We start from the raw sequence: 18995 nt of genomic DNA on the forward strand, positions 1-18995 counted from the left end.
TTATTAAAATATGTTATTAAGTTGATGTTTATAGACCAAAAACTGAGGATCTGCCAGTATCAGGTCTTTTGGATAACCTAGTTCAATCGCTTGCAATAAATGCTGCTCTGTAGACAATAACTGTTGACAATTTATGCCCACCAGCGCCAGCGAATAATGTGTATAAGGATCGCTAATCGCCGATTTGAGAAGCTCTTTTCGATAGGCGTTGGCATTGTTACAGTCGCCAATCTCCGAGTAATAACGACTTATTTTCGAACGCAAGCTTTTGCTTTGCGGATTTACCAATTGTAGCTCTTGCGCCATGGTAAGCGCGGTTTGATAGGTCTCTAGTGCCAAGTGCTGCTGATCGTGAGAATACTTGTATGCATCGGCTAAATTTGCCCAGACAATATGATTATTTGGCGCGAGTTCTAAACTTTTTTGATATGTTTTTGCGGCTTGCTCAAATTTTTGGTCATAAAAATAACTGGTTGCCAAATTCGCATAGGTCATTGCTGTGGGCTCCAGTGCTAACGCTTGTGACCAATTATCACTGGCACTTTGCCAATTCATTAACAAAAAGTAGGTACCCCCTAAAGCGTTGAATAAATTAGCCGCTTCACTGTTTAACGTTAACGCCTTATTAAATTGTTCTATCGCCTGTTGATATTGACCGCTTTCAAAAAACATTAAACCGTAATCGTAATAGTTTTGCCAAAAGTCGGGTTCTAGTTTTATTGCTCTTAAAAATAACTCTTGTGCTTTCTCTATTTGCTGTTGTTTGGCAAATGTCTTTGCCAATGTTTTCAGCATGGGAATGGACTCGCTGTCAATCTCAAGTCCTTTGTAGAGGTATTGCTGCGCTTTATTAATGCGACCCTTGGTGAGATTCAATTTACCTAAGGATAAATACGAGGCGACGCTACTTGCTTGATAACTTGCCGTCATTTCGCATACGTCGCTACCTTGTTGGAAATATGACGTATCACTTGAGAGTAAATAAATTTCCATGTAGGCCTGACACAAGGAAGCAGAGGCATTGACAAAACTGGGATCTAAAACCAAGGCTTGCTTTAAGCTATTAATTGCGTCGGTTAGTGAGTTGATGGTTTTGTTGTCGCGTAGTTGTGCTTTACCTTGCAAGTAATAGTCAAACGCGTCGCTGTTTTCGGTAGGCATGGTCGCTATCTTACTGATTTCGTTACTGGGAATCGCTTGTGCTAAGGCGTTAATTACCTCCCTCCCTAAACGCTGGTAAAAGCTATAAATATCGTTACTTGCAGTGGCAACCTTGCCTCCCCAAATCTGAAATCCGGATAGGGTATCGATAAGCTGTAGGTCGGCAGTGATATTGTTATTGATAACACTTGCTGAGCCTTCAATTAAATAACGTACCCCTAGACGATTTTTAATGGTCGCCAAATTATCGGTTGCTGAAAGTACCTGCACGGCGCGTAAAGACGCCACTTTGTACTCTGGACGATTCGCCAATATGGTTATTAATTCATCTTGAATCTGCGCTAATGCGTAATTGTCTGCATCATTTAGCTTAAAGGTCATAACAGCCACAGCATTGTCACTGATTGGTTTTGTTATACTGGCGCTAACAGGTGTTGCTGAAGCAACCGCTTCTTCGTCGATGTAGGTAATAAGGTGGGTCGATAAAAAGTAAATAACCACCAACACAATACCGACGAAAAACGAATCGACAGCCAGCTGTTGATAAAAAAAACGTGAAGGCTGACCATGTTGTTGTGCGCTACGACGCTTTTGTCTAAGGTCGCTAAACCACTGAACGGTTAACACCAGCGGAAAGCCGATGATAAGGATCAAAGTGACGGCTTTTAACGTCCAATCGGGGGCAGAGAATATGGGTAAAATAACCGCAAACACTTGCAGTAAAACCCAACTGATAATGACGTAAGCAACGCTTGCTTTAAATAAACGGCTACTTTTTAGAATCGATAACGGTAAGCTCCAGCGCTGATGAGAACCTTGAGCTTGGTGTTGTAGCGCATAGACATTGGCCATGGCTTTTTCTTCACACGGCACCATTAACCGATAACCTTTTCGAGGTACGGTTTGAATAAACGTGGGGCACTCAATATGATCCCCTAGGGCATGACGTATTTCGCTAATGGTGTGGGTGACATTGGTGCTTGAAAGTGATTTGTCGCCCCAGCCAAACTCTAGAATTTCTTGACGGGACACTAACTGACATTCTTTACTTGCCAAAAATACTAATACTTCCATTGCTTTGGGGGCTAAATGAAAGCGTTCGCCATTACGGATCACAACACCACTGTCGGGTTCGACAATCACATCAGCTAGGCTAAAGCCTTGATGCAATCTTAATAGTGATGCACGCCCCGCTAGATTTGACTTAGCGCCGTTGTTATTGGTATTTGATTTAGTTATTAAGTCTTTGCCACTCACACAAGTTGCCTATCAACAGGTTGTTGTCATTTAACAGTGCCTCGCTAAATTAAGTATGAATGCAGTCTAGGGGTTTGCAACACGGTAATCGTAAACAATTGGCAAAGCAGACGTTGTCACTGCATTTCATCGCTAACTTTGATACAGTGGTTTGTAAATACTTGGTAACAGACTCGGCGCTAGCAAAGAGCGACCCCTAGTGAAAAGGACCTAATGTGGAACACTTGTCAGAAGTTTTGGTCATGTTACTTGCTGCCGTTGTGGTGATTTGGCTGTTTCGACGCATTCATTTACCGGCAATTTTAGCTTACCTTGTGGCAGGAGCCCTCGTAGGTGAGCATGGTTTAGCAATGACAGGGGAGACCATAAACTACGATTTATTCGCAGAGATCGGTATCGTATTTTTATTATTCACCTTAGGCCTTGAGTTTTCGTTACCTAAATTATTGGCCATGCGCCATTTAGTGTTTGGCGTCGGCTCAAAACAAGTCGTTATTTCAGGGCTGTTATTTTTAATTATTGCTATGACGTTTGGGATCAGCTTTGAAACCGCCTTAGTTATTGGTGGCATTCTTGCGTTGTCATCAACGGCCATTGTTATTCGTCAACTCAATGAAAGTGGTTCAATTAAGCGTAAGTCGGGGCAAATATCGGTTGCTGTCTTGTTATTTCAAGACATCGCGGTCGTCCCCTTATTGATCATCATTCCTCTTTTGTCTCTTGGCAATGACAGTTCAATGCTTACAGCGTTATCAGTTGCCTTGTTAAAAGGAGTGTTTGTTATAGCCTTGCTCCTAGCGATCGGTAAATGGGTGTTGCCTCGTATTTATAACCAAGTCGCCCAGGTGCGTAGCGATGAGTTATTCGTACTTACCACGTTATTTGTCGCTTTATCGGCTGCAGGTATTACCCATGGTTTTGGCTTATCTATGGCACTCGGCGCGTTTGTTGCGGGGATGATGCTGGGAGAGTCACAGTATAAATATCAACTGGAAGCCGATATTCGCCCATTTCGCGATATCTTAATGGGGCTATTTTTTATTACCGTTGGCATGAAAGTCGATGTAATGACCATCATTAATGAGCCACTTATGATAGTCGCTCTGCTGGTGTTTTTCATGGCGGTGAAAATTTTAGTGGTACGTTGGGTAGCGGTGCGTGCTGGCGAGTCAAAAAAAGACGCTTGGGCAAGTGCGTTCATGTTGGCGCAAATGGGCGAGTTTGGCTTTGTGCTGATTTCTCTAGCAGCAAGCCATCAAGTGTTAACCAGTGAGCAAACCTCGATTTTATTAGGGGCTGGTATTATCTCGATGGCAATCACCCCATATATGATAAAAAATGCTCGCTCTTGGGCTGTGGCAATCGCGTACGATGGCAAACAAGACGATGATGACGAGTTGCAAAAGCGCAAAACGAGAACCTTATCTAATCATGTGGTGATTTGCGGTTTTGGTCGTGTTGGTCAAACCGTGAGTCGGTTTTTAAAACAAGAAGATATACCTTTTGTTGCCATAGACATTGATCCGCTTCGTGTTAATGAAGCACGAGAAGCCGGTGAGCACGTGTTGTTTGGCTCTGCTCGGCAAACAGAGGTTTTGCAAGCAGCGAATCTAGCAAAAGCGCGCTTAGTGGTGATATCCTACGGTGCCGCAGAGCAATCACTAGAGGTTGTACAAAAGGTCAGAGCTATGTCGAATGACGTACAAATTCTGGTACGTACCCGCAATGACGATGCCTTAGAGTCATTAAAGACAGCGGGCGCTAATGAAGTCGTCCCTGAATCGTTAGAGGGGAGTCTTATGCTGGTCTCACAAGTACTGAATTTGTCAGGCATCCCGTTTGCAAGGATCGTCAAACGCATGCGTGCAGAGCGCAAAAACCATTACAATCGTTTGCATGGCTTTTATCCCGGTGTTGATACCAATATGAGTGCTGAGGCAATTGAGCGGCTTGAGTTTATTCATCCCACTTTACTATTAGATAATGCATGGGCCAATGGGCGCACCATTGCCGAATTAGATCTTAGAAGGCGTCGAGTGGGCATTATAGCCATCCGCCGTGATGAGCAAGAGATCACTACATTTGATGATAGTTTCACCTTTCAAGCACAAGACACCGTGGTTTTGCAAGGTAAGCCAAGGCGTGTCGAACGACTAGAGCGCTTGTTACAGCAAGGAATATAACGCAGTTACGTGCGTTTACAAATCAAGAAAGTCGATGATTTCTTGCTGTCGCTCCATGCCATCTTCAAAGCCAATTTGAATTAGCCGCTTACAGTAGTTTTGTTGGAACAAAATATAAGACATTAATGTGGAGTCGGAACCTCGGCCACTGCCCATTAACCTTAAAATGGCGCGCAAAGCCCATTGTAATTCGTCATAATGTTCGTTAGCGAGCACATGGAAGTTTTTACTGGGGTTGATGAGCAAACTGTCGATATGCTTTAGTGGCGATTGCTGTTTTGCCTCATCATCAATAAGAGATAAGGTTTGATTAATACGCTGTAAACGCTCTAAATCACCGTTAAGTGCCTCACTAAATACGGTATCCATTAAATGGCCAGTAATTTCGGCGCCACTAGGCGGTTGATGAAACGCCACAGCTTGGTGAATGTGTTGCCTAGGTTGTTCAACACCAATGATAAAGATACGTCGTGCGCCTAAGTGGATAGGCGCACTTAATGGCGATAGCTGACTAACAGAACCATCACCAAAATGCTCATGCTTAATCTTCACCGACGGAAAAATCAAAGGTATCGCACTGGATGCCAGTAGATGAGTGGCATTTAATGTCGTTTGTACGCCACGGCGTTTGGCTCTAGCCCATGGCTTAATCGACTTATCTGCTTGATAAAAGCTAATCGAATCACCGCTGCTATAGCTTGAGCAGGTCACCGCGATCGACGACAAGTAATCTTTACTAATATTGGCGTCGATGCGGCGAAAGTCGACAACTTGATTTAATAATTGCCGTAAAGGCTCATTATTGAGCAAACTTACGGGCCGTTTACTGGCGTAACCAGCACGCATACCGTCTAAAATGCCTCTGGCAATATGCGAAAAAACTAACCAAGCATCTGAGTGATAAATTTTACTGGTATGTAAGTTGTTATAAACATATTCGAGTTTGCGTACCCCTAAGTGGTAACAGGATGCGTAACAGGCGATGGTAGTTGCATTAATGGCGCCTGCGGATGTTCCACAAATAATGGGAAAAGGAATGCCATGATTGCGTGGTAAAAATCGAGCGATAGCTTTTAAAACACCTACTTGATATGCCGCCGTTGCACCACCGCCGGTGAGTAACAACGCAGTTTTATATCCTTTGTAGCTTTTCTTTTCGGTAGCTAGCATCAGTGGCGATCTTTGTCGGTGTTATTATTTACTTCTTATAATAACTATGTAAAAAGATAGCGGTACTGTAAAGTTTATTATTGGTTTAACTGTTGTTTTCAATACGGGTTGCTTGACGATACACGCTAATTAACTGATCAATGCGTTGTTCGATGCTTAATCGTCGGTTGGTATGGATCAATCCTTTAAAGTTAATCTCTATCATTTCAGCCAGTTCAAAACTGGACACGTTTAACGTATCTAGACGTATTTTCTTGGTATCTATCGCATCTTCAAGCAAGGATTGAATGTAGCTGACGTGATTTTGCCTATGTTGATCAATGATATCTTGAGCGTATTTACGGCCAGCATAAAGCAGTTCATTGCGGATCATATCTTGTTTTATGTCGTTAAACATAGGCTCGGCAATTGCTTTTAATGCCGTTGCTATAGTTGCCCAAATATCTTGGTTTTGTTGCTTTAACTGAGCAAATAACGCGTTTTGTCGTTGACAGTGATGCTCAATAACAGCACGCAGTAACACATCTTTTGAACCAAAGTGTTTATGTATCGTCACACGAGAAATCTCCGCATAACGACTGATCATAGAAATGTTGGTCGCTTGATAACCATGCTGTAAAAAGCATGCTGTTGCAGCGTCTATGATTTGTTGCTTACTTTTTGCCACGTAACTGCGTCTCTCATTACTGTTGCTTCAATCATAGCAAAAAACGCCATGCTATTGCCGAGTCAATACAGAGCATAAACATTTGTTTAACACAATTCAATGTTTACACTTTTTGTAAAGGTGTTAACATTGTCGGCCTAAATCTATGTGTTGTTTAAATTTTCAACTTATACTTGGTAGGTAATCTTTTATCGTTGCCTGCACCTTACCGAAATATACCTAAGGATATCTATGAATATCGTTGATAAAGCTATGATTTTCGCTATTGTTCTACTAGTAGCTGGTTGTGGAGACAAGGCGACAGATGATGCGCCAACAACTGTGCAACCGCCCGTTGTGCAATTACGCGATGTGGTTGCCACACCACAGCAAAATCACTATACCTTTCCTGCTGAAGTATCTGCGGTAAAAACCCTAGATTTAAGTTTTGAGGTATCAGGGCGTTTGGTTAAAACCGATTTACTGACGGGCTCAACGGTTAAAAAAGGAGCGCTACTAGCGGCAATTGATGGTGCCCCGTTTTTAAGAAAGGTAAAAGAAGCACAAGCGAAACGTGATCAAGCCTTACGTGAGCGTAAGCGTCTAGCCGCATTGATTGAAAAAAATCTTATTTCCCGCTCATCAATGGACAAAGTTACCACCGAGTTGGAGCTTGCCGAAATTGCGCTACAAAAAGCGAAACAAGATTTAAGTTATACCAAATTGTATGCGCCATTCGATGCACAGGTATCTGAACGACTCGTAGATAACAGTAACTTTGTTAGCTCAGGCCAAACGATTGCGACATTGCAAGACATGTCACGTATATTCTTTACCTTCAATGTGCCTGAGCGACTAATCACCAACTATAAAGACAATACGATTTTATCGGCGAAAGCGCGTTTAGTTCACCAAACGGAGCAGTTTGATATCGTTTATGTTGAGCACTCGACTGCGGTTGATCCTATCACCCAAACCTACGAGGTGGTATTTGCTATGAACCCGATTGCTGGGCGCAATATTCCTCCTGGCGCACGTGGCATTGTCGATATTATTTTTGCCAGTGAATTAAATAACGACGGCTTGATGATCCCGTTTTCTGCACTTATTGGTAGCGAAGAAAGCGGTTTTTCCGTGTTCAAATTTGATGCCACAACTCAGCAAGTACAAAAACTTGCAGTGAAGCCCACCAAAATCGTTGAAGGTTATGCCGTGATCCGCTCTGAATTAAAGGTTGGCGATAAGGTTGTCGCCGCTGGTGCTAATCAGCTTAGCGATGGCATGGTCGTGCGTCAGTATCAGGGTGAGCGCTAATGAATATTGCCCGTTACGCAATTAAAACACCCGTAAATGTATGGCTGGTTATTATTCTATGCTTACTCGGCGGTATTATTGGTTTGAGCAATATTGGTCGTCTTGAAGATCCTGCATTCACCATAAAGCAGGTGAAAGTCATTACCACCTTCAATGGTGCAAGTGCCGAGCAAGTTGAGCGAGAAGTGACTGAGCCAGTGGAAATAGCCCTGCAACAAATGCCACAACTAAAGCGCTTAACATCAGTGTCTAAACCCGGTGTTTCAGAGGTTATGGTGGAGATCAAATCGCATTACGACGGCGATACCTTACCGCAAATTTGGGATGAATTAAGAAAACGCCTGACTGACCTAAAACCGCGTTTACCTAAAGGCACCGGAGCACCGCAAGTCTATGACGATTTTGGTGAAGTCTATGGTTTATATTTTGCGTTAACTGCGCCAGACTTTAGCGCTCGTGAAATGCGCGAATTCGCGCGTATTATTCGTCGTGATCTGCTCACCGTAGAGGGCGTCGCCAAAGTCGAGGTGACCGGTGTAACCCAAGAACAAATTGTCGCTTATATGGATCCCAACCATATAGCCGGGTTAGGTTTGTCATTTCCTGATGTGGTTAACTTACTTGCTAATAACTTGCAACCCGCACCTGGGGCGCGGATTCGCGTTGAAGATAAAAAGGTGCGCATTATCGTTGAAGAGCCCACCAGTAGCATCGACGAAATTAACCAGCTAACATTGGTTGCGCCTGGCACCAATAGTGCCACTAAATTACAAGATATTGCTCGCATGGTCATAGAGCCTGTCGATGTGCAGCGCAGTATCATTCGTTATAACGGCAGCCCAGCGATAACGTTAGCCGTTGCAGCGATCAGTGATGTCAATATTGTTGAAGTGGGGCAACGTGTTGATGTGAAAATTGCGGAGATATTAGCGAGTTTGCCACTGGGAATTGAATTGCAGCCAATATACAACCAGGCCAGCATTGTAGATGAAGCCGTAGGCGGTTTTATCATGAATTTGTTTATGTCTGTGGCCGTCGTTGTGATCACCCTATGTATTTTTATGGGCTGGCGTTCAGGTATTGTGGTTGGGTCGATATTGCTGGTGACCGTAATGGGTACCATATTGATCATGTGGCTAATGAACTTACAACTACAAAGGATTTCTTTAGGTGCCATGGTTATTGCCATGGGGATGTTGGTAGACAATGCCATTGTTGTAGCCGAAGGTATGATGTTACGCATGCGCCAAGGCAAAAACGCCATTGAAGCCGCGAGCTTTATTGTTAAACGCACCCAATGGCCGTTGCTTGGGGCAACGGTTATCGGTATTGCTGCGTTCTCGGGCATTGGCTTGTCTGATGACGCCACGGGTGAATTCCTCTACTCGTTGTTCGCAGTGATCATGATTTCCTTGTTGTTGAGCTGGGTATTAGCGGTATTGGTCACGCCACTATTTGGTTCGTATTTATATCAGCAAGGCACAGGTCAAGAAGAATCATCACAAGGTTTTTTACTGAGCGGCTACCGAAAATTTTTACGGCTAGCTTTAGCGCATCGTTGGTTAACGGTGGTGTTTTTGGTTGCCGTGACAGTCATTGCCTATGCAAGTTTTGGTAAGTTAAAGCAAGGCTTTTTCCCGCCATCTAATACACCTATCTTTTTTATGCATTATTGGGGACCGCAAGATCAGGATATCCGCACCACCAACAGCATAATGGAGCGAGCAGAGGAGTTGGTATTAGCACAAGAAAACGTTGACTCGGTGGCAAGTTTTGTCGGTCAAGGCGCGAGTCGTTTTACCTTAACTTATGGGCCAGAATCAAGCAATGAAAGCTATGGCTTGTTGTTAATTCGAGCCAAAGATCCAAGTTTCATTGACGAGCTCGGCCGCACTTTACTTTCCGAGCTTAAGCAACTGGACTTTAATTCCAATGTCTATCTTGAGCGCATGCAGTTTGGACCCAGTAATGGCGCCAAACTGGCGGCGAGATTCTCCGGACCAGATGCGGACGTGCTGCGCGACCTTGCTGAGCAAGCGATGGTTATTTTGCGAAACGATCAGCAAGTACGCGATATTCGTCATAACTGGCGAGAAAAGGGCAAAGCGCTGAATGGTCATTACGATAAAATTAATGCCGGTATCTCAGCGATATCGCGATCAGATTTTAATGATGCCATTCAATACGCCAGCTCAGGCTTACAGCTTGGTAGCTTACAAGATGGTGATTACACCTACAAAATCATGGCAAAAATGGCTAACGCTGATGATAACGAAATCGCCGCCATTGAAAATGCCCTGGTTTGGTCGTCGCAACAACGCCAATACGTGCCATTTAGACAGGTGTCGACAGGACTTGAGTTAGTTAGCGAAGAAGTGCGTATTCAACGTCGTGATCGGGTGCGTAATATCACCGTGTTTGCTGATCCGGGTTTTAACGAAACAGCCGGCGCTGCACTAGACCGTGTCCGCCCGCAAATCGAGGCGATTAAATTACCTGCCGGTTATTCATTAGATTGGGGCGGTGAATTTGAAGCACAAAAAGATGCGCAAAAGGCTTTAGGACAAGGCTTACCTGCTGGCTTTTTAGCGATGCTGATCATCTCCATCTTGCTGTTTGGACAGGCAAGACAACCGTTGATTATTTGGCTTGTGGTGCCGATGGCCGTGGTGGGTGTTGTCGCTGGTTTATATGTAACTGACTTACCCTTTGGCTTTATGGCACTGCTTGGCTTTTTAAGTTTATTCGGTATGCTGATAAAGAATGCCATTGTTTTACTTGAAGAAATCGACTTGCAGCGCCAAGAGCTTGATGACGACAAAACCGCTATTGTCGAGGCCAGCGTCAGTCGTTTACGTCCTGTATCGCTGGCGGCAATCACCACTATTTTAGGTATGGCCCCACTATTAAGTGACGCATTCTTTGCCGATATGTCAGTGACCATAATGGGCGGTTTAGCATTTGCCACCATACTGACACTTATCGCAGTACCGGTGTTGTACGCGTTACTTTATAGGATTCGGTATCGTTAATACCTCAACGCGTTAAATCAAAGGATTAAAAGAGCTAGCTAGAGCGTGTTGATCTTTCAGGGTTAAATTTTGTTCGAATTAAATGCATTTTTATCGCGGCACTTGTGATACGCATAGTTATTCTACGCACAGAGCAAGTAACAATGAAAAAATGCATTTAAACGAATCCAAAGGACAGCTTCTGTGACGCCTTTCTACTGTGTTATCAATCACTTATGTGGATTAACCACACAACATACGTTCTGCCTTGTATAAAAACAACCTCAAAAGATCAACACGCTCTAGATATTTTGCTAGCTCTTTTTTGTGTCCTAGGTCTACAACCCCTAGTTTGGCATACTCGATATTCTATGTTGACATCAATTAGCCATTGCCTTGTGCGATGCTATGTTTTAACTTGAAATTTCGTTAGAGAAAATACCACGAGATAAAAACATTACGATAAGCATGGAAGTTAAAATACAAAAAGACGATCTAAGTAGTGGCTTAGTTGCTAAATTACTCAATGCACATTTACAAGAAATGCACAGGTATTCGCCGCCTGAAAGCATACACGCATTAGATACTGAAAAATTAATGGATCCAGCCGTGACCTTTTGGTCTGCGATTATTGATAACAATCTCGCCGCCTGTGGTGCGTTAAAACAGCTCTCACCTGATTATGGCGAGATAAAGTCGATGAAAACCGATGAACGCTATTTACGCAAGGGGCTTGCTGCTAAGCTATTGACTGAAATTATTGTTGAGGCAGAAAAACGCTCGTATAAGCGCGTTAGTTTAGAGACGGGCAGTAATGATGCTTTTAAACCAGCCATTGCCATGTACGAGAGGTTTGGCTTTGTTGAATGTGGTCCGTTTGGCGATTACCAGCCAGATCCCTACAGTAAGTTTTTTACTAAAGCTCTTGGTTCAAGTAGCTAAGGCCTGTTGATTTAACGACTTAAAGTCGTAAACAGCTTATACAAAAAGAGGATTATGCTTTCAAATTTATCGCACAATCCTCTTTTATGTCACTTATCTCAACCGTTAAACAATCGGCTGGCTTTTCGCCAATACGCTTAAGGTCGAGTTATAAGCTACCCTTGTTTCGCCCGCATCGCATTGGAGACTTTGGAAACAGGGTCGCGGCCTAAGGTGTCGCTAATAAACCAACCAGCTAGAAGCAATTTGTTTAAGTCAATACCGTGTTCAATGCCAAGGCCACTGAGCATATACACCACATCTTCGCTAGCAACATTACCTGACGCGCCTTTAGCGTATGGGCAACCGCCTAGGCCGGCAACGGCACTGTCGATAACAGCAATACCCATTTGTAAGGCAGCATATATGTTGGCAAGTGCTTGGCCGTAGGTGTCATGAAAGTGCACAGCAAGGTGTTTAATAGGTACTTCCTTACTAACGGCGCTAAGCATAGCTTGGACACTAGCAGGCGTGCCTACACCTATCGTGTCACCTAGGGATATTTCATAACAGCCCATCGCAAATAATGCTTTAGCAACCTTGGCGACTTGCTCTGGGGCAATGTCACCTTCATAGGGGCAACCGACTACGCAAGAGACATAGCCACGGACTTTGATGCCACGAGCTTTGGCAGCATCAACAACTGGTTGGAAGCGCGCGAGTGATTCTTCAATCGAGCAATTAATATTCTTTTGGCTAAAGCTTTCTGATGCTGCGCCAAATATAGCGACTTCATCAACGCCAACAGCCACAGCGGCATCAAAACCTCTAAGGTTTGGGGTTAGCGCTGCATACGTAACCCCCGATTTTCGTGTTAGCTGGCTGAATATATCGCCAGAAGTCGCCATTTGTGGCACCCATTTCGGTGACACAAAGCTGCCACTTTCGATATAGCCAACACCGGCATCAGCAAGCATGTTAATGAGCGTTAGTTTATCGTTTAACTCAATTAACTGCGCTTCGTTTTGCAAGCCATCGCGTGGACCAACTTCAACGATTCGAACCTTACTTGGCAGAGCAGTTACGTTGTTTGCAATCTTCATTAGTACTCCTGCTGCTCGGTTATTGCTGTGGGGCTGGGCTAAATGATAGTAACTCAGCGCCGCCATCGACCATATCACCGGCAGCGAAATAGAACTCATCGACAACGCCGTCAGCTGGTGCTTTGATGGTATGTTCCATTTTCATCGCTTCCATAATCAATAACGGCTGCCCCTTTTCAACCGAGCTACCCGCTTCGACAAGCAAGGTTACCATGGTACCGTTCATTGGCGCTGTTAAACCGCCGTGCTGTTCCGCTTCGCTGTCATCACCCATATCGATGGCTGTAAGGTTAAAGTGAATAACACCTGTATCGGCAAACAAGCTAAATTGTTGCTCGTTTTCAGCAATTCTAAAACGTCGACGATGACCGTTAATCGTCGCGATTAGCTCATCACCAACAACCTCACCTTGTGCATCAAATACGTTATCGGCAATGCGTATTAAATAGTGAGTTGCACTGCCCGAACCTCGAATTTCCACTTCAACTGGTACACAATTGTTGTTCACATCGACGCTAAAGCGATTAATACTCGCTTCATTTAAACGCCAGCTATTGCTGTTGTTCCAAGGTGAGGTGATATCGCGCTGGTTATGTAAACACGACCCTGGTTGTTGCTGGTGTAATTGCAAAAATAGTGCGGCAATAACCTGTTCATCTTCCATAACGTGACGATCATTGTGGAAAATACTGTCTTTGTGTTTTTCGATAAAGCCTGTATCTAGGTCGGCCTCAACAAAAGCAGAGCAGGTCGCCAAATTGAAGAGAAAATCGATATTGGTGGTTACCCCTTTAATGCGATATTCACGCAATGCTTTTTGCAAACGCTGTAGAGCACGGTCGCGGTTTTCATCCCATACAATAAGTTTGGCAATCATTGGGTCGTAAAACACGCTAACATCATCGCCTTGGCGAACACCGGTATCAACACGAACGTATTTACTTTCATCTGGTGTTTGTAAAAAACTTAGCTGCCCGGTTGCTGGTAAAAAATCGTTATTGGCATCTTCGGCGTAAATACGCGCTTCAAAGGCGTGACCTGAAATCGCCAATTCATGCTGCTGACAAGGGAGTGGTTGGTTAGCTGCAACTCGCAATTGCCATTCGACCAAATCCTGATTGGTAATTTTTTCAGTAACCGGATGCTCTACTTGCAAACGGGTATTCATTTCCATGAAGTAGAAACTGTTGTCGACATCTAATAAGAACTCAACCGTACCGGCACCTTGATAGCCAATCGCTTTCGCTGCTTGAATAGCTGCTTCGCCCATCTGCTGGCGGAGTTCATCGTTAAGACCCGGGGCTGGCGCTTCTTCAATAACTTTTTGATGACGGCGTTGTACCGAGCAATCACGTTCAAATAAGTACACAGCATTACCGTGGTTATCGCAGAACACTTGGATCTCAACGTGGCGCGGCTGGGTAAGGTACTTTTCAACTAACATGCGATCGTCAGCAAACGATGACATAGCTTCGCGTTTTGCTGCAGCAAGTTCGGCTGCAAATTCAGTTTGTGACCAAACTTGGCGCATACCTTTACCACCGCCGCCAGCGGTTGCTTTTAATAGCACAGGGTAGCCCATGTCATCAGCGGCGGCTTTTAATATCGATTCTGATTGGTCGTCACCATGATACCCTGGTACTAATGGTACATTGGCTTGTTCCATGATCTGCTTGGCGGCAGATTTTGAGCCCATCGCGTCAATCGCTGCAACGGGGGGGCCAATAAAGGTAATGTTGTTGGCGGCACACAAGCGACAAAACTCGCTATTTTCAGATAAAAAACCGTATCCTGGGTGAATGGCTTCGGCACCAGTTTGGATGGCAGCTTCGATGACTTTGTCAGCATCTAAATAACTTTCTCTAGATGGTGACTTGCCAATGTAAACGGCTTCGTCAGCCATATTCACATGCATTGCATCGCGGTCAGCATCAGAGTATACAGCAACGGTTAAAATGCCCATATCACGAGCGGTACGCATAACACGGCAGGCAATTTCACCGCGGTTGGCAATTAATATTTTTTTAAACATAACGGATCCTAAAACCTTCGCTTTATGCTTTATGGTTGTTTGTTTTTCCATGCAGGTTGGCGCTTTTCAAAAAATGCTTGCAGGCCTTCTTGGCCTTCTTCACTTACACGAATTCGGGCAATGCGCTCACTGGTATCCTGCAAGAGGGCGTCATCTATGCTTTGCTGAGCAACATCAAACACTAATTGTTTGGCTTGTTGCACTGCAGCAGGACTGTTTGCCAATATGGTTTGTACCATGGCATCGGTTGCTTCATCGAGGGCATCGGCTGCGACAACTTGATCGACCAACCCTAGCTGTTGAGCTTGTTCGGCAAAAAATCGCTCGGCGGTTTGAAAGTAACGGCGTGCGGCTTTTACGCCCATCGCTTGTACGACATAGGGGCTAATAGTGGCAGGGATCAAACCAAGTTTGACTTCCGATAAACAAAAGCTGGCTTTATCGCTAGCAATGGCAATATCACAGCAACTTACTAAACCTACTGCACCACCAAACGCCGCACCTTGTACTTTGGCAATGGTTGGCTTTTGCAAAAAGTTAAGCTTTTTCAGCATGATCGCTAAGGCGTTTGCATCGGCTAAATTTTCATCATAGCTGTACGACGCCATGCGTTTCATCCAAGCAAGATTGGCTCCTGCACTAAAGCTTTTGCCTTGTGCCGCTATTACCACCACGCGCACTTCAGCATGGGTATCTAGGTAATCAAACACTTGTGTTAAACGGGCAATGATGACGTCATCAAAGGCATTATGTTTGTCTGGATTGGTTAGTGTTACAGTCGCTACGCCACGAGCATCGACAGCCACATCAACAAAATCTTGCGACATTGGTAATGATGACTCAGTTGTTAGTGATTTGGAGAATGAGTTAGTCATTTGTCTCTCCCATTACATTCTGAATACGCCAAATTGCGTATCTTCAATGTCTTTGTTTAAAGAGGCAGAAATCGCCAAACCTAATACATTGCGTGTCTCAGCAGGGTCAATAACACCATCATCCCATAAGCGTGCCGAGGCATAGTACGGGTGGCCTTGTTGTTCATAAATATCGACTATTGGTTTTTTAAAGGCTTGCTCTTCTTGCTCGCTCCAATCTTCGCCTTGTTTGGCTTTTTGATCGCGTTTCACTTGGGCAAGAACACCGGCCGCTTGCTCACCACCCATTACCGAGATACGCGCGTTTGGCCACATAAACAAGAAGCGTGGATCGTAAGCTCGACCACACATACCGTAATTACCGGCACCAAAGCTGCCGCCAATGAGTACGGTAAATTTAGGTACTTTAGCAGTGGCAACCGCGGTTACCATTTTCGCACCGTGTTTAGCGATGCCACCAGCTTCATATTGCTGACCCACCATAAAACCAGTGATGTTTTGTAAAAACAACAGAGGAATTTTACGTTGTGCACATAGTTCAACAAAATGCGCACCTTTTTGTGCCGACTCAGCAAATAAAATGCCGTTATTGGCTACGATGCCAACCGGGTAGCCAAAGATATGAGCAAAACCACATACTAACGTGGTGCCATATAATGCCTTAAATTCGTCAAATTCGCTGCCATCAACGATGCGGGCGATAATTTCGCGAACATCGAACGGCTGACGCGAATCTTTCGGTACGATACCGTATATTTCTTTACTGTCGTATTTCGGCTCAACCACGCTACGCGTAGCGACTTGTTGTGGCTTAATGCGATTTAAGTGTGATACTGAATTGCGCACTAATTGCAATGCGTGTTGATCGTTTTGCGCATAGTGATCAGCCACACCTGAAGTACGACAGTGCACATCCGCGCCGCCTAAATCTTCGGCTGACACTTCCTCACCTGTTGCCGCCTTCACTAGTGGAGGACCAGCAAGGAAAATAGTACCTTGTTCTTTTACGATAATAGACTCATCAGCCATAGCTGGCACATAGGCGCCACCAGCGGTACACGAGCCCATTACTGCGGCAATTTGCGGAATGTTCTTCGCCGACATATTAGCTTGGTTGAAAAAGATACGACCAAAGTGCTCACGATCTGGAAACACTTCATCTTGGTTAGGTAAATTGGCACCACCAGAGTCCACCAGAGAGATACACGGTAAGTTGTTTTCTTCGGCAATGGTTTGTGCGCGCAAGTGTTTTTTCACCGTCAGCGGGTAATAAGTGCCGCCTTTAACCGTCGCATCATTAGCGATAATCACACATTCTTGACCACTGACACGACCAATACCGGTAATGATACCAGCGCTTGGTACGTAATCGTCATAGACTTGATGTGCGGCTAACTGTGAAAATTCTAAAAATGGAGAACCAGGATCGAGTAGGTTGTAAACGCGATCACGTGGAAGTAATTTTCCTCGTGCGACATGGCGTTGACGTGATTTTTCATTGCCACCCAGCTTAATATTCGCCACAAGCTGATTTAAATCGTCAACCTGCGCTTGCATATGCTCAGCATTATCGGCAAATTCCTGGCAGCGGGTATTTATTTTGCTATTAATTACGGCCACGATGAGCCCCCTTAAATTCCGGTAACAAACGAAAAAGGGCAAAATGACTGCCCTTTAAGTTGATAGTGTTATTTTGATTCGTTGAATAACTCACGACCAATCAGCATGCGACGGATTTCTGATGTGCCTGCGCCAATTTCATATAGTTTGGCATCACGTAATAAACGACCGGTAGGGAATTCATTGATGTAGCCGTTACCACCAAGGATCTGAATAGCATCTAATGCCATTTTGGTCGCCAACTCTGCTGAATATAATATGGCGCCGGCAGCGTCCTTGCGGGTTGTTTCACCGCGATCACAGGCTTGAGCAACATGGTAAACATACGAGCGTGCAGCATTCATTTGCGTGTACATATCGGCGATTTTGCCTTGAATAAGCTGGAACTCGCCAATTGATTGACCAAATTGCTTACGGTCATGAATATATGGCACAACGATATCCATAGCGGCTTGCATAATGCCTAATGGACCGCCAGATAGCACCACGCGCTCGTAATCAAGACCGCTCATCAATACCGCTACACCACGACCCACTTCACCTAGTACGTTCTCTGCAGGTACTTCGCAGTCTTCAAACACTAATTCACACGTGTTTGAACCGCGCATGCCTAACTTATCGAGTTTTTGATGACGAGAAAAACCCGGGTAATCACGTTCAACGATAAACGCAGTAATGCCTTTTGAACCGGCGCTAATATCGGTTTTTGCGTAAATAACGTAAACGTTGGCGTCAGGACCATTGGTGATCCACATTTTATTGCCGTTTAATATGTATTTATCGCCTTTTCTCTCAGCACGAATTTTCATGCTAACAACATCGGATCCGGCATTCGGCTCACTCATTGCCAAGGCACCAATGTGTTCACCAGAGCATAACTTAGGCAAGTACTTTAATTTTTGCTCGTGAGTACCATTGCGGTTAATTTGGTTAACACATAAGTTTGAATGTGCGCCGTAGCTTAAACCGACTGATGCTGAAGCTCGTGAAATTTCTTCCATTGCAACAACATGCTCAATGTAACCTAAATCGCTACCACCATACTGTTCAGGTACGGTCATACCTAGCAGACCCATGTCACCGAATTTGCGCCATAAATCGTTTGGAAATTCGTTATCAATATCAATTTGCTCTGCACGAGGGGCAATTTCATCACGGGCAAACGCGTTAACTTGATCACGGATCATGTCAACGGTTTCACCAAGATTAAAATTAAGTGAAGAAAACTGAGAAATCATATTGTTACCTTTGTTGTAATGTGTTGTTTTAATTATTTTTGATTTGTGTGTTCAGCTAAGGCGTCTCGGGTTTGGGCACAACGTTGCTCAAGCGTCGATAGTTCCATTAGCACCACTTTGATGTCTTTTAACTGTTGATCTAAAGCTGCTTTTTTTTCGCTAATTAGCGCCATAATGGCGTCAAGTTGGCTAGCACTGGTTTTATCAGCGTCATACAACTCAAATAAGCGGCCTGTTTCTGCTAATGAAAAACCAAGTCGCTTACCTCTTAGGATGAGTTTTAAGCGCACTCTGTCACGGCGTGAATAGATTCGTGTTTGACCATTACGCATAGGAGAAATTAATCCCTGGTCTTCGTAAAAGCGAATACTGCGTGTTGTAATGTTAAATTCTTTCGCTAATTCGCTGATACTAAATTGCAGCTTTCCTTGTTCCATCGTCGCCTCAGATCAGTCATAGGGTTA

13 protein-coding genes are annotated in these 18995 nt (G+C 44.3%); 4 read left to right on the forward strand and 9 right to left on the reverse strand.

Annotated elements, in window-relative coordinates:
- Positions 1-3: 3 nt before the first annotated feature.
- Entirely contained in the window at positions 4-2418 is a 2415-nt protein-coding gene (locus tag ACAX20_RS04620) for a tetratricopeptide repeat protein (protein ID WP_371188928.1), read from the reverse strand.
- 215 nt (positions 2419-2633) lie between these two features.
- Here ACAX20_RS04620 and ACAX20_RS04625 point away from each other — a divergent pair, with 215 nt between their 5' ends.
- Complete coding sequence (locus ACAX20_RS04625) at positions 2634-4601, forward strand: cation:proton antiporter (RefSeq protein ID WP_371188930.1); 1968 nt, start codon at positions 2634-2636, stop codon at positions 4599-4601.
- A gap of 15 nt (positions 4602-4616) precedes the next feature.
- Here ACAX20_RS04625 and ACAX20_RS04630 read toward each other — a convergent pair whose 3' ends face one another.
- On the reverse strand, positions 4617-5771 hold the full coding sequence (locus ACAX20_RS04630) for a patatin-like phospholipase family protein (protein ID WP_371188932.1): 1155 nt from the start codon (positions 5769-5771) through the stop codon (positions 4617-4619).
- A gap of 85 nt (positions 5772-5856) precedes the next feature.
- The gene (locus ACAX20_RS04635; protein WP_371188933.1) at positions 5857-6438 is read right to left on the reverse strand and encodes a TetR/AcrR family transcriptional regulator; all 582 of its coding nucleotides are present in this window, start codon (positions 6436-6438) and stop codon (positions 5857-5859) included.
- A 231-nt stretch (positions 6439-6669) separates the two neighbouring features.
- Here ACAX20_RS04635 and ACAX20_RS04640 point away from each other — a divergent pair, with 231 nt between their 5' ends.
- From ACAX20_RS04640 to ACAX20_RS04650, 3 genes are all read left to right on the forward strand, one after another.
- Positions 6670-7731, forward strand: coding sequence for an efflux RND transporter periplasmic adaptor subunit (locus tag ACAX20_RS04640; RefSeq protein ID WP_371188935.1), 1062 nt, complete (start codon positions 6670-6672; stop codon positions 7729-7731).
- On the forward strand, positions 7731-10763 hold the full coding sequence (locus tag ACAX20_RS04645; protein WP_371188937.1) for an efflux RND transporter permease subunit: 3033 nt from the start codon (positions 7731-7733) through the stop codon (positions 10761-10763). Before ACAX20_RS04640 ends, ACAX20_RS04645 begins: the two co-directional genes overlap by 1 nt.
- A 447-nt stretch (positions 10764-11210) precedes the next feature.
- Positions 11211-11684, forward strand: coding sequence for a GNAT family N-acetyltransferase (locus ACAX20_RS04650; RefSeq protein ID WP_371188939.1), 474 nt, complete (start codon positions 11211-11213; stop codon positions 11682-11684).
- Positions 11685-11839: 155 nt separating this feature from the next.
- On the opposite strand, the gene ACAX20_RS04655 is transcribed toward ACAX20_RS04650, so the two are convergent.
- From ACAX20_RS04655 to ACAX20_RS04680, 6 genes are all read right to left on the reverse strand, one after another.
- Complete coding sequence (locus tag ACAX20_RS04655) at positions 11840-12766, reverse strand: hydroxymethylglutaryl-CoA lyase (protein ID WP_371188940.1); 927 nt, start codon at positions 12764-12766, stop codon at positions 11840-11842.
- A gap of 19 nt (positions 12767-12785) precedes the next feature.
- The gene (locus tag ACAX20_RS04660) at positions 12786-14798 is read right to left on the reverse strand and encodes an acetyl-CoA carboxylase biotin carboxylase subunit (RefSeq protein WP_371188942.1); all 2013 of its coding nucleotides are present in this window, start codon (positions 14796-14798) and stop codon (positions 12786-12788) included.
- Positions 14799-14827: 29 nt separating this feature from the next.
- Positions 14828-15673, reverse strand: a complete 846-nt coding sequence (locus tag ACAX20_RS04665) for an enoyl-CoA hydratase/isomerase family protein (protein ID WP_371188944.1) — start codon at positions 15671-15673, stop codon at positions 14828-14830.
- 12 nt (positions 15674-15685) lie between these two features.
- Complete coding sequence (locus ACAX20_RS04670; RefSeq protein ID WP_371188946.1) at positions 15686-17293, reverse strand: carboxyl transferase domain-containing protein; 1608 nt, start codon at positions 17291-17293, stop codon at positions 15686-15688.
- Between the two features lie 68 nt (positions 17294-17361).
- Entirely contained in the window at positions 17362-18531 is a 1170-nt protein-coding gene (locus ACAX20_RS04675; RefSeq protein ID WP_371188948.1) for an isovaleryl-CoA dehydrogenase, read from the reverse strand.
- A gap of 32 nt (positions 18532-18563) precedes the next feature.
- Positions 18564-18968: a MerR family DNA-binding transcriptional regulator gene (locus tag ACAX20_RS04680; protein ID WP_371188950.1), complete on the reverse strand. Its 405-nt coding sequence runs from the start codon at positions 18966-18968 to the stop codon at positions 18564-18566.
- Positions 18969-18995 lie beyond the last annotated feature (27 nt).

The sequence above is a fragment of the Thalassotalea sp. Sam97 genome (assembly GCF_041379765.1).
Classification (GTDB): Bacteria; Pseudomonadota; Gammaproteobacteria; order Enterobacterales; family Alteromonadaceae; genus Thalassotalea_A; species Thalassotalea_A maritima.

Bases quoted from the DNA above. Each gene is read 5' to 3' on its own strand.
- ACAX20_RS04630 (WP_371188932.1), bottom strand. From the start codon at position 5,771: ATGCTAGCTACCGAAAAGAAAAGCTACAAAGGATATAAAACTGCGTTG.
- ACAX20_RS04640 (WP_371188935.1), top strand. From the start codon at position 6,670: ATGAATATCGTTGATAAAGCTATGATTTTCGCTATTGTTCTACTAGTA.
- ACAX20_RS04645 (WP_371188937.1), top strand. From the start codon at position 7,731: ATGAATATTGCCCGTTACGCAATTAAAACACCCGTAAATGTATGGCTG.
- ACAX20_RS04650 (WP_371188939.1), top strand. From the start codon at position 11,211: ATGGAAGTTAAAATACAAAAAGACGATCTAAGTAGTGGCTTAGTTGCT.
- ACAX20_RS04655 (WP_371188940.1), bottom strand. From the start codon at position 12,766: ATGAAGATTGCAAACAACGTAACTGCTCTGCCAAGTAAGGTTCGAATC.
- ACAX20_RS04660 (WP_371188942.1), bottom strand. From the start codon at position 14,798: ATGTTTAAAAAAATATTAATTGCCAACCGCGGTGAAATTGCCTGCCGT.
- ACAX20_RS04665 (WP_371188944.1), bottom strand. From the start codon at position 15,673: ATGACTAACTCATTCTCCAAATCACTAACAACTGAGTCATCATTACCA.
- ACAX20_RS04675 (WP_371188948.1), bottom strand. From the start codon at position 18,531: ATGATTTCTCAGTTTTCTTCACTTAATTTTAATCTTGGTGAAACCGTT.
- ACAX20_RS04680 (WP_371188950.1), bottom strand. From the start codon at position 18,968: ATGGAACAAGGAAAGCTGCAATTTAGTATCAGCGAATTAGCGAAAGAA.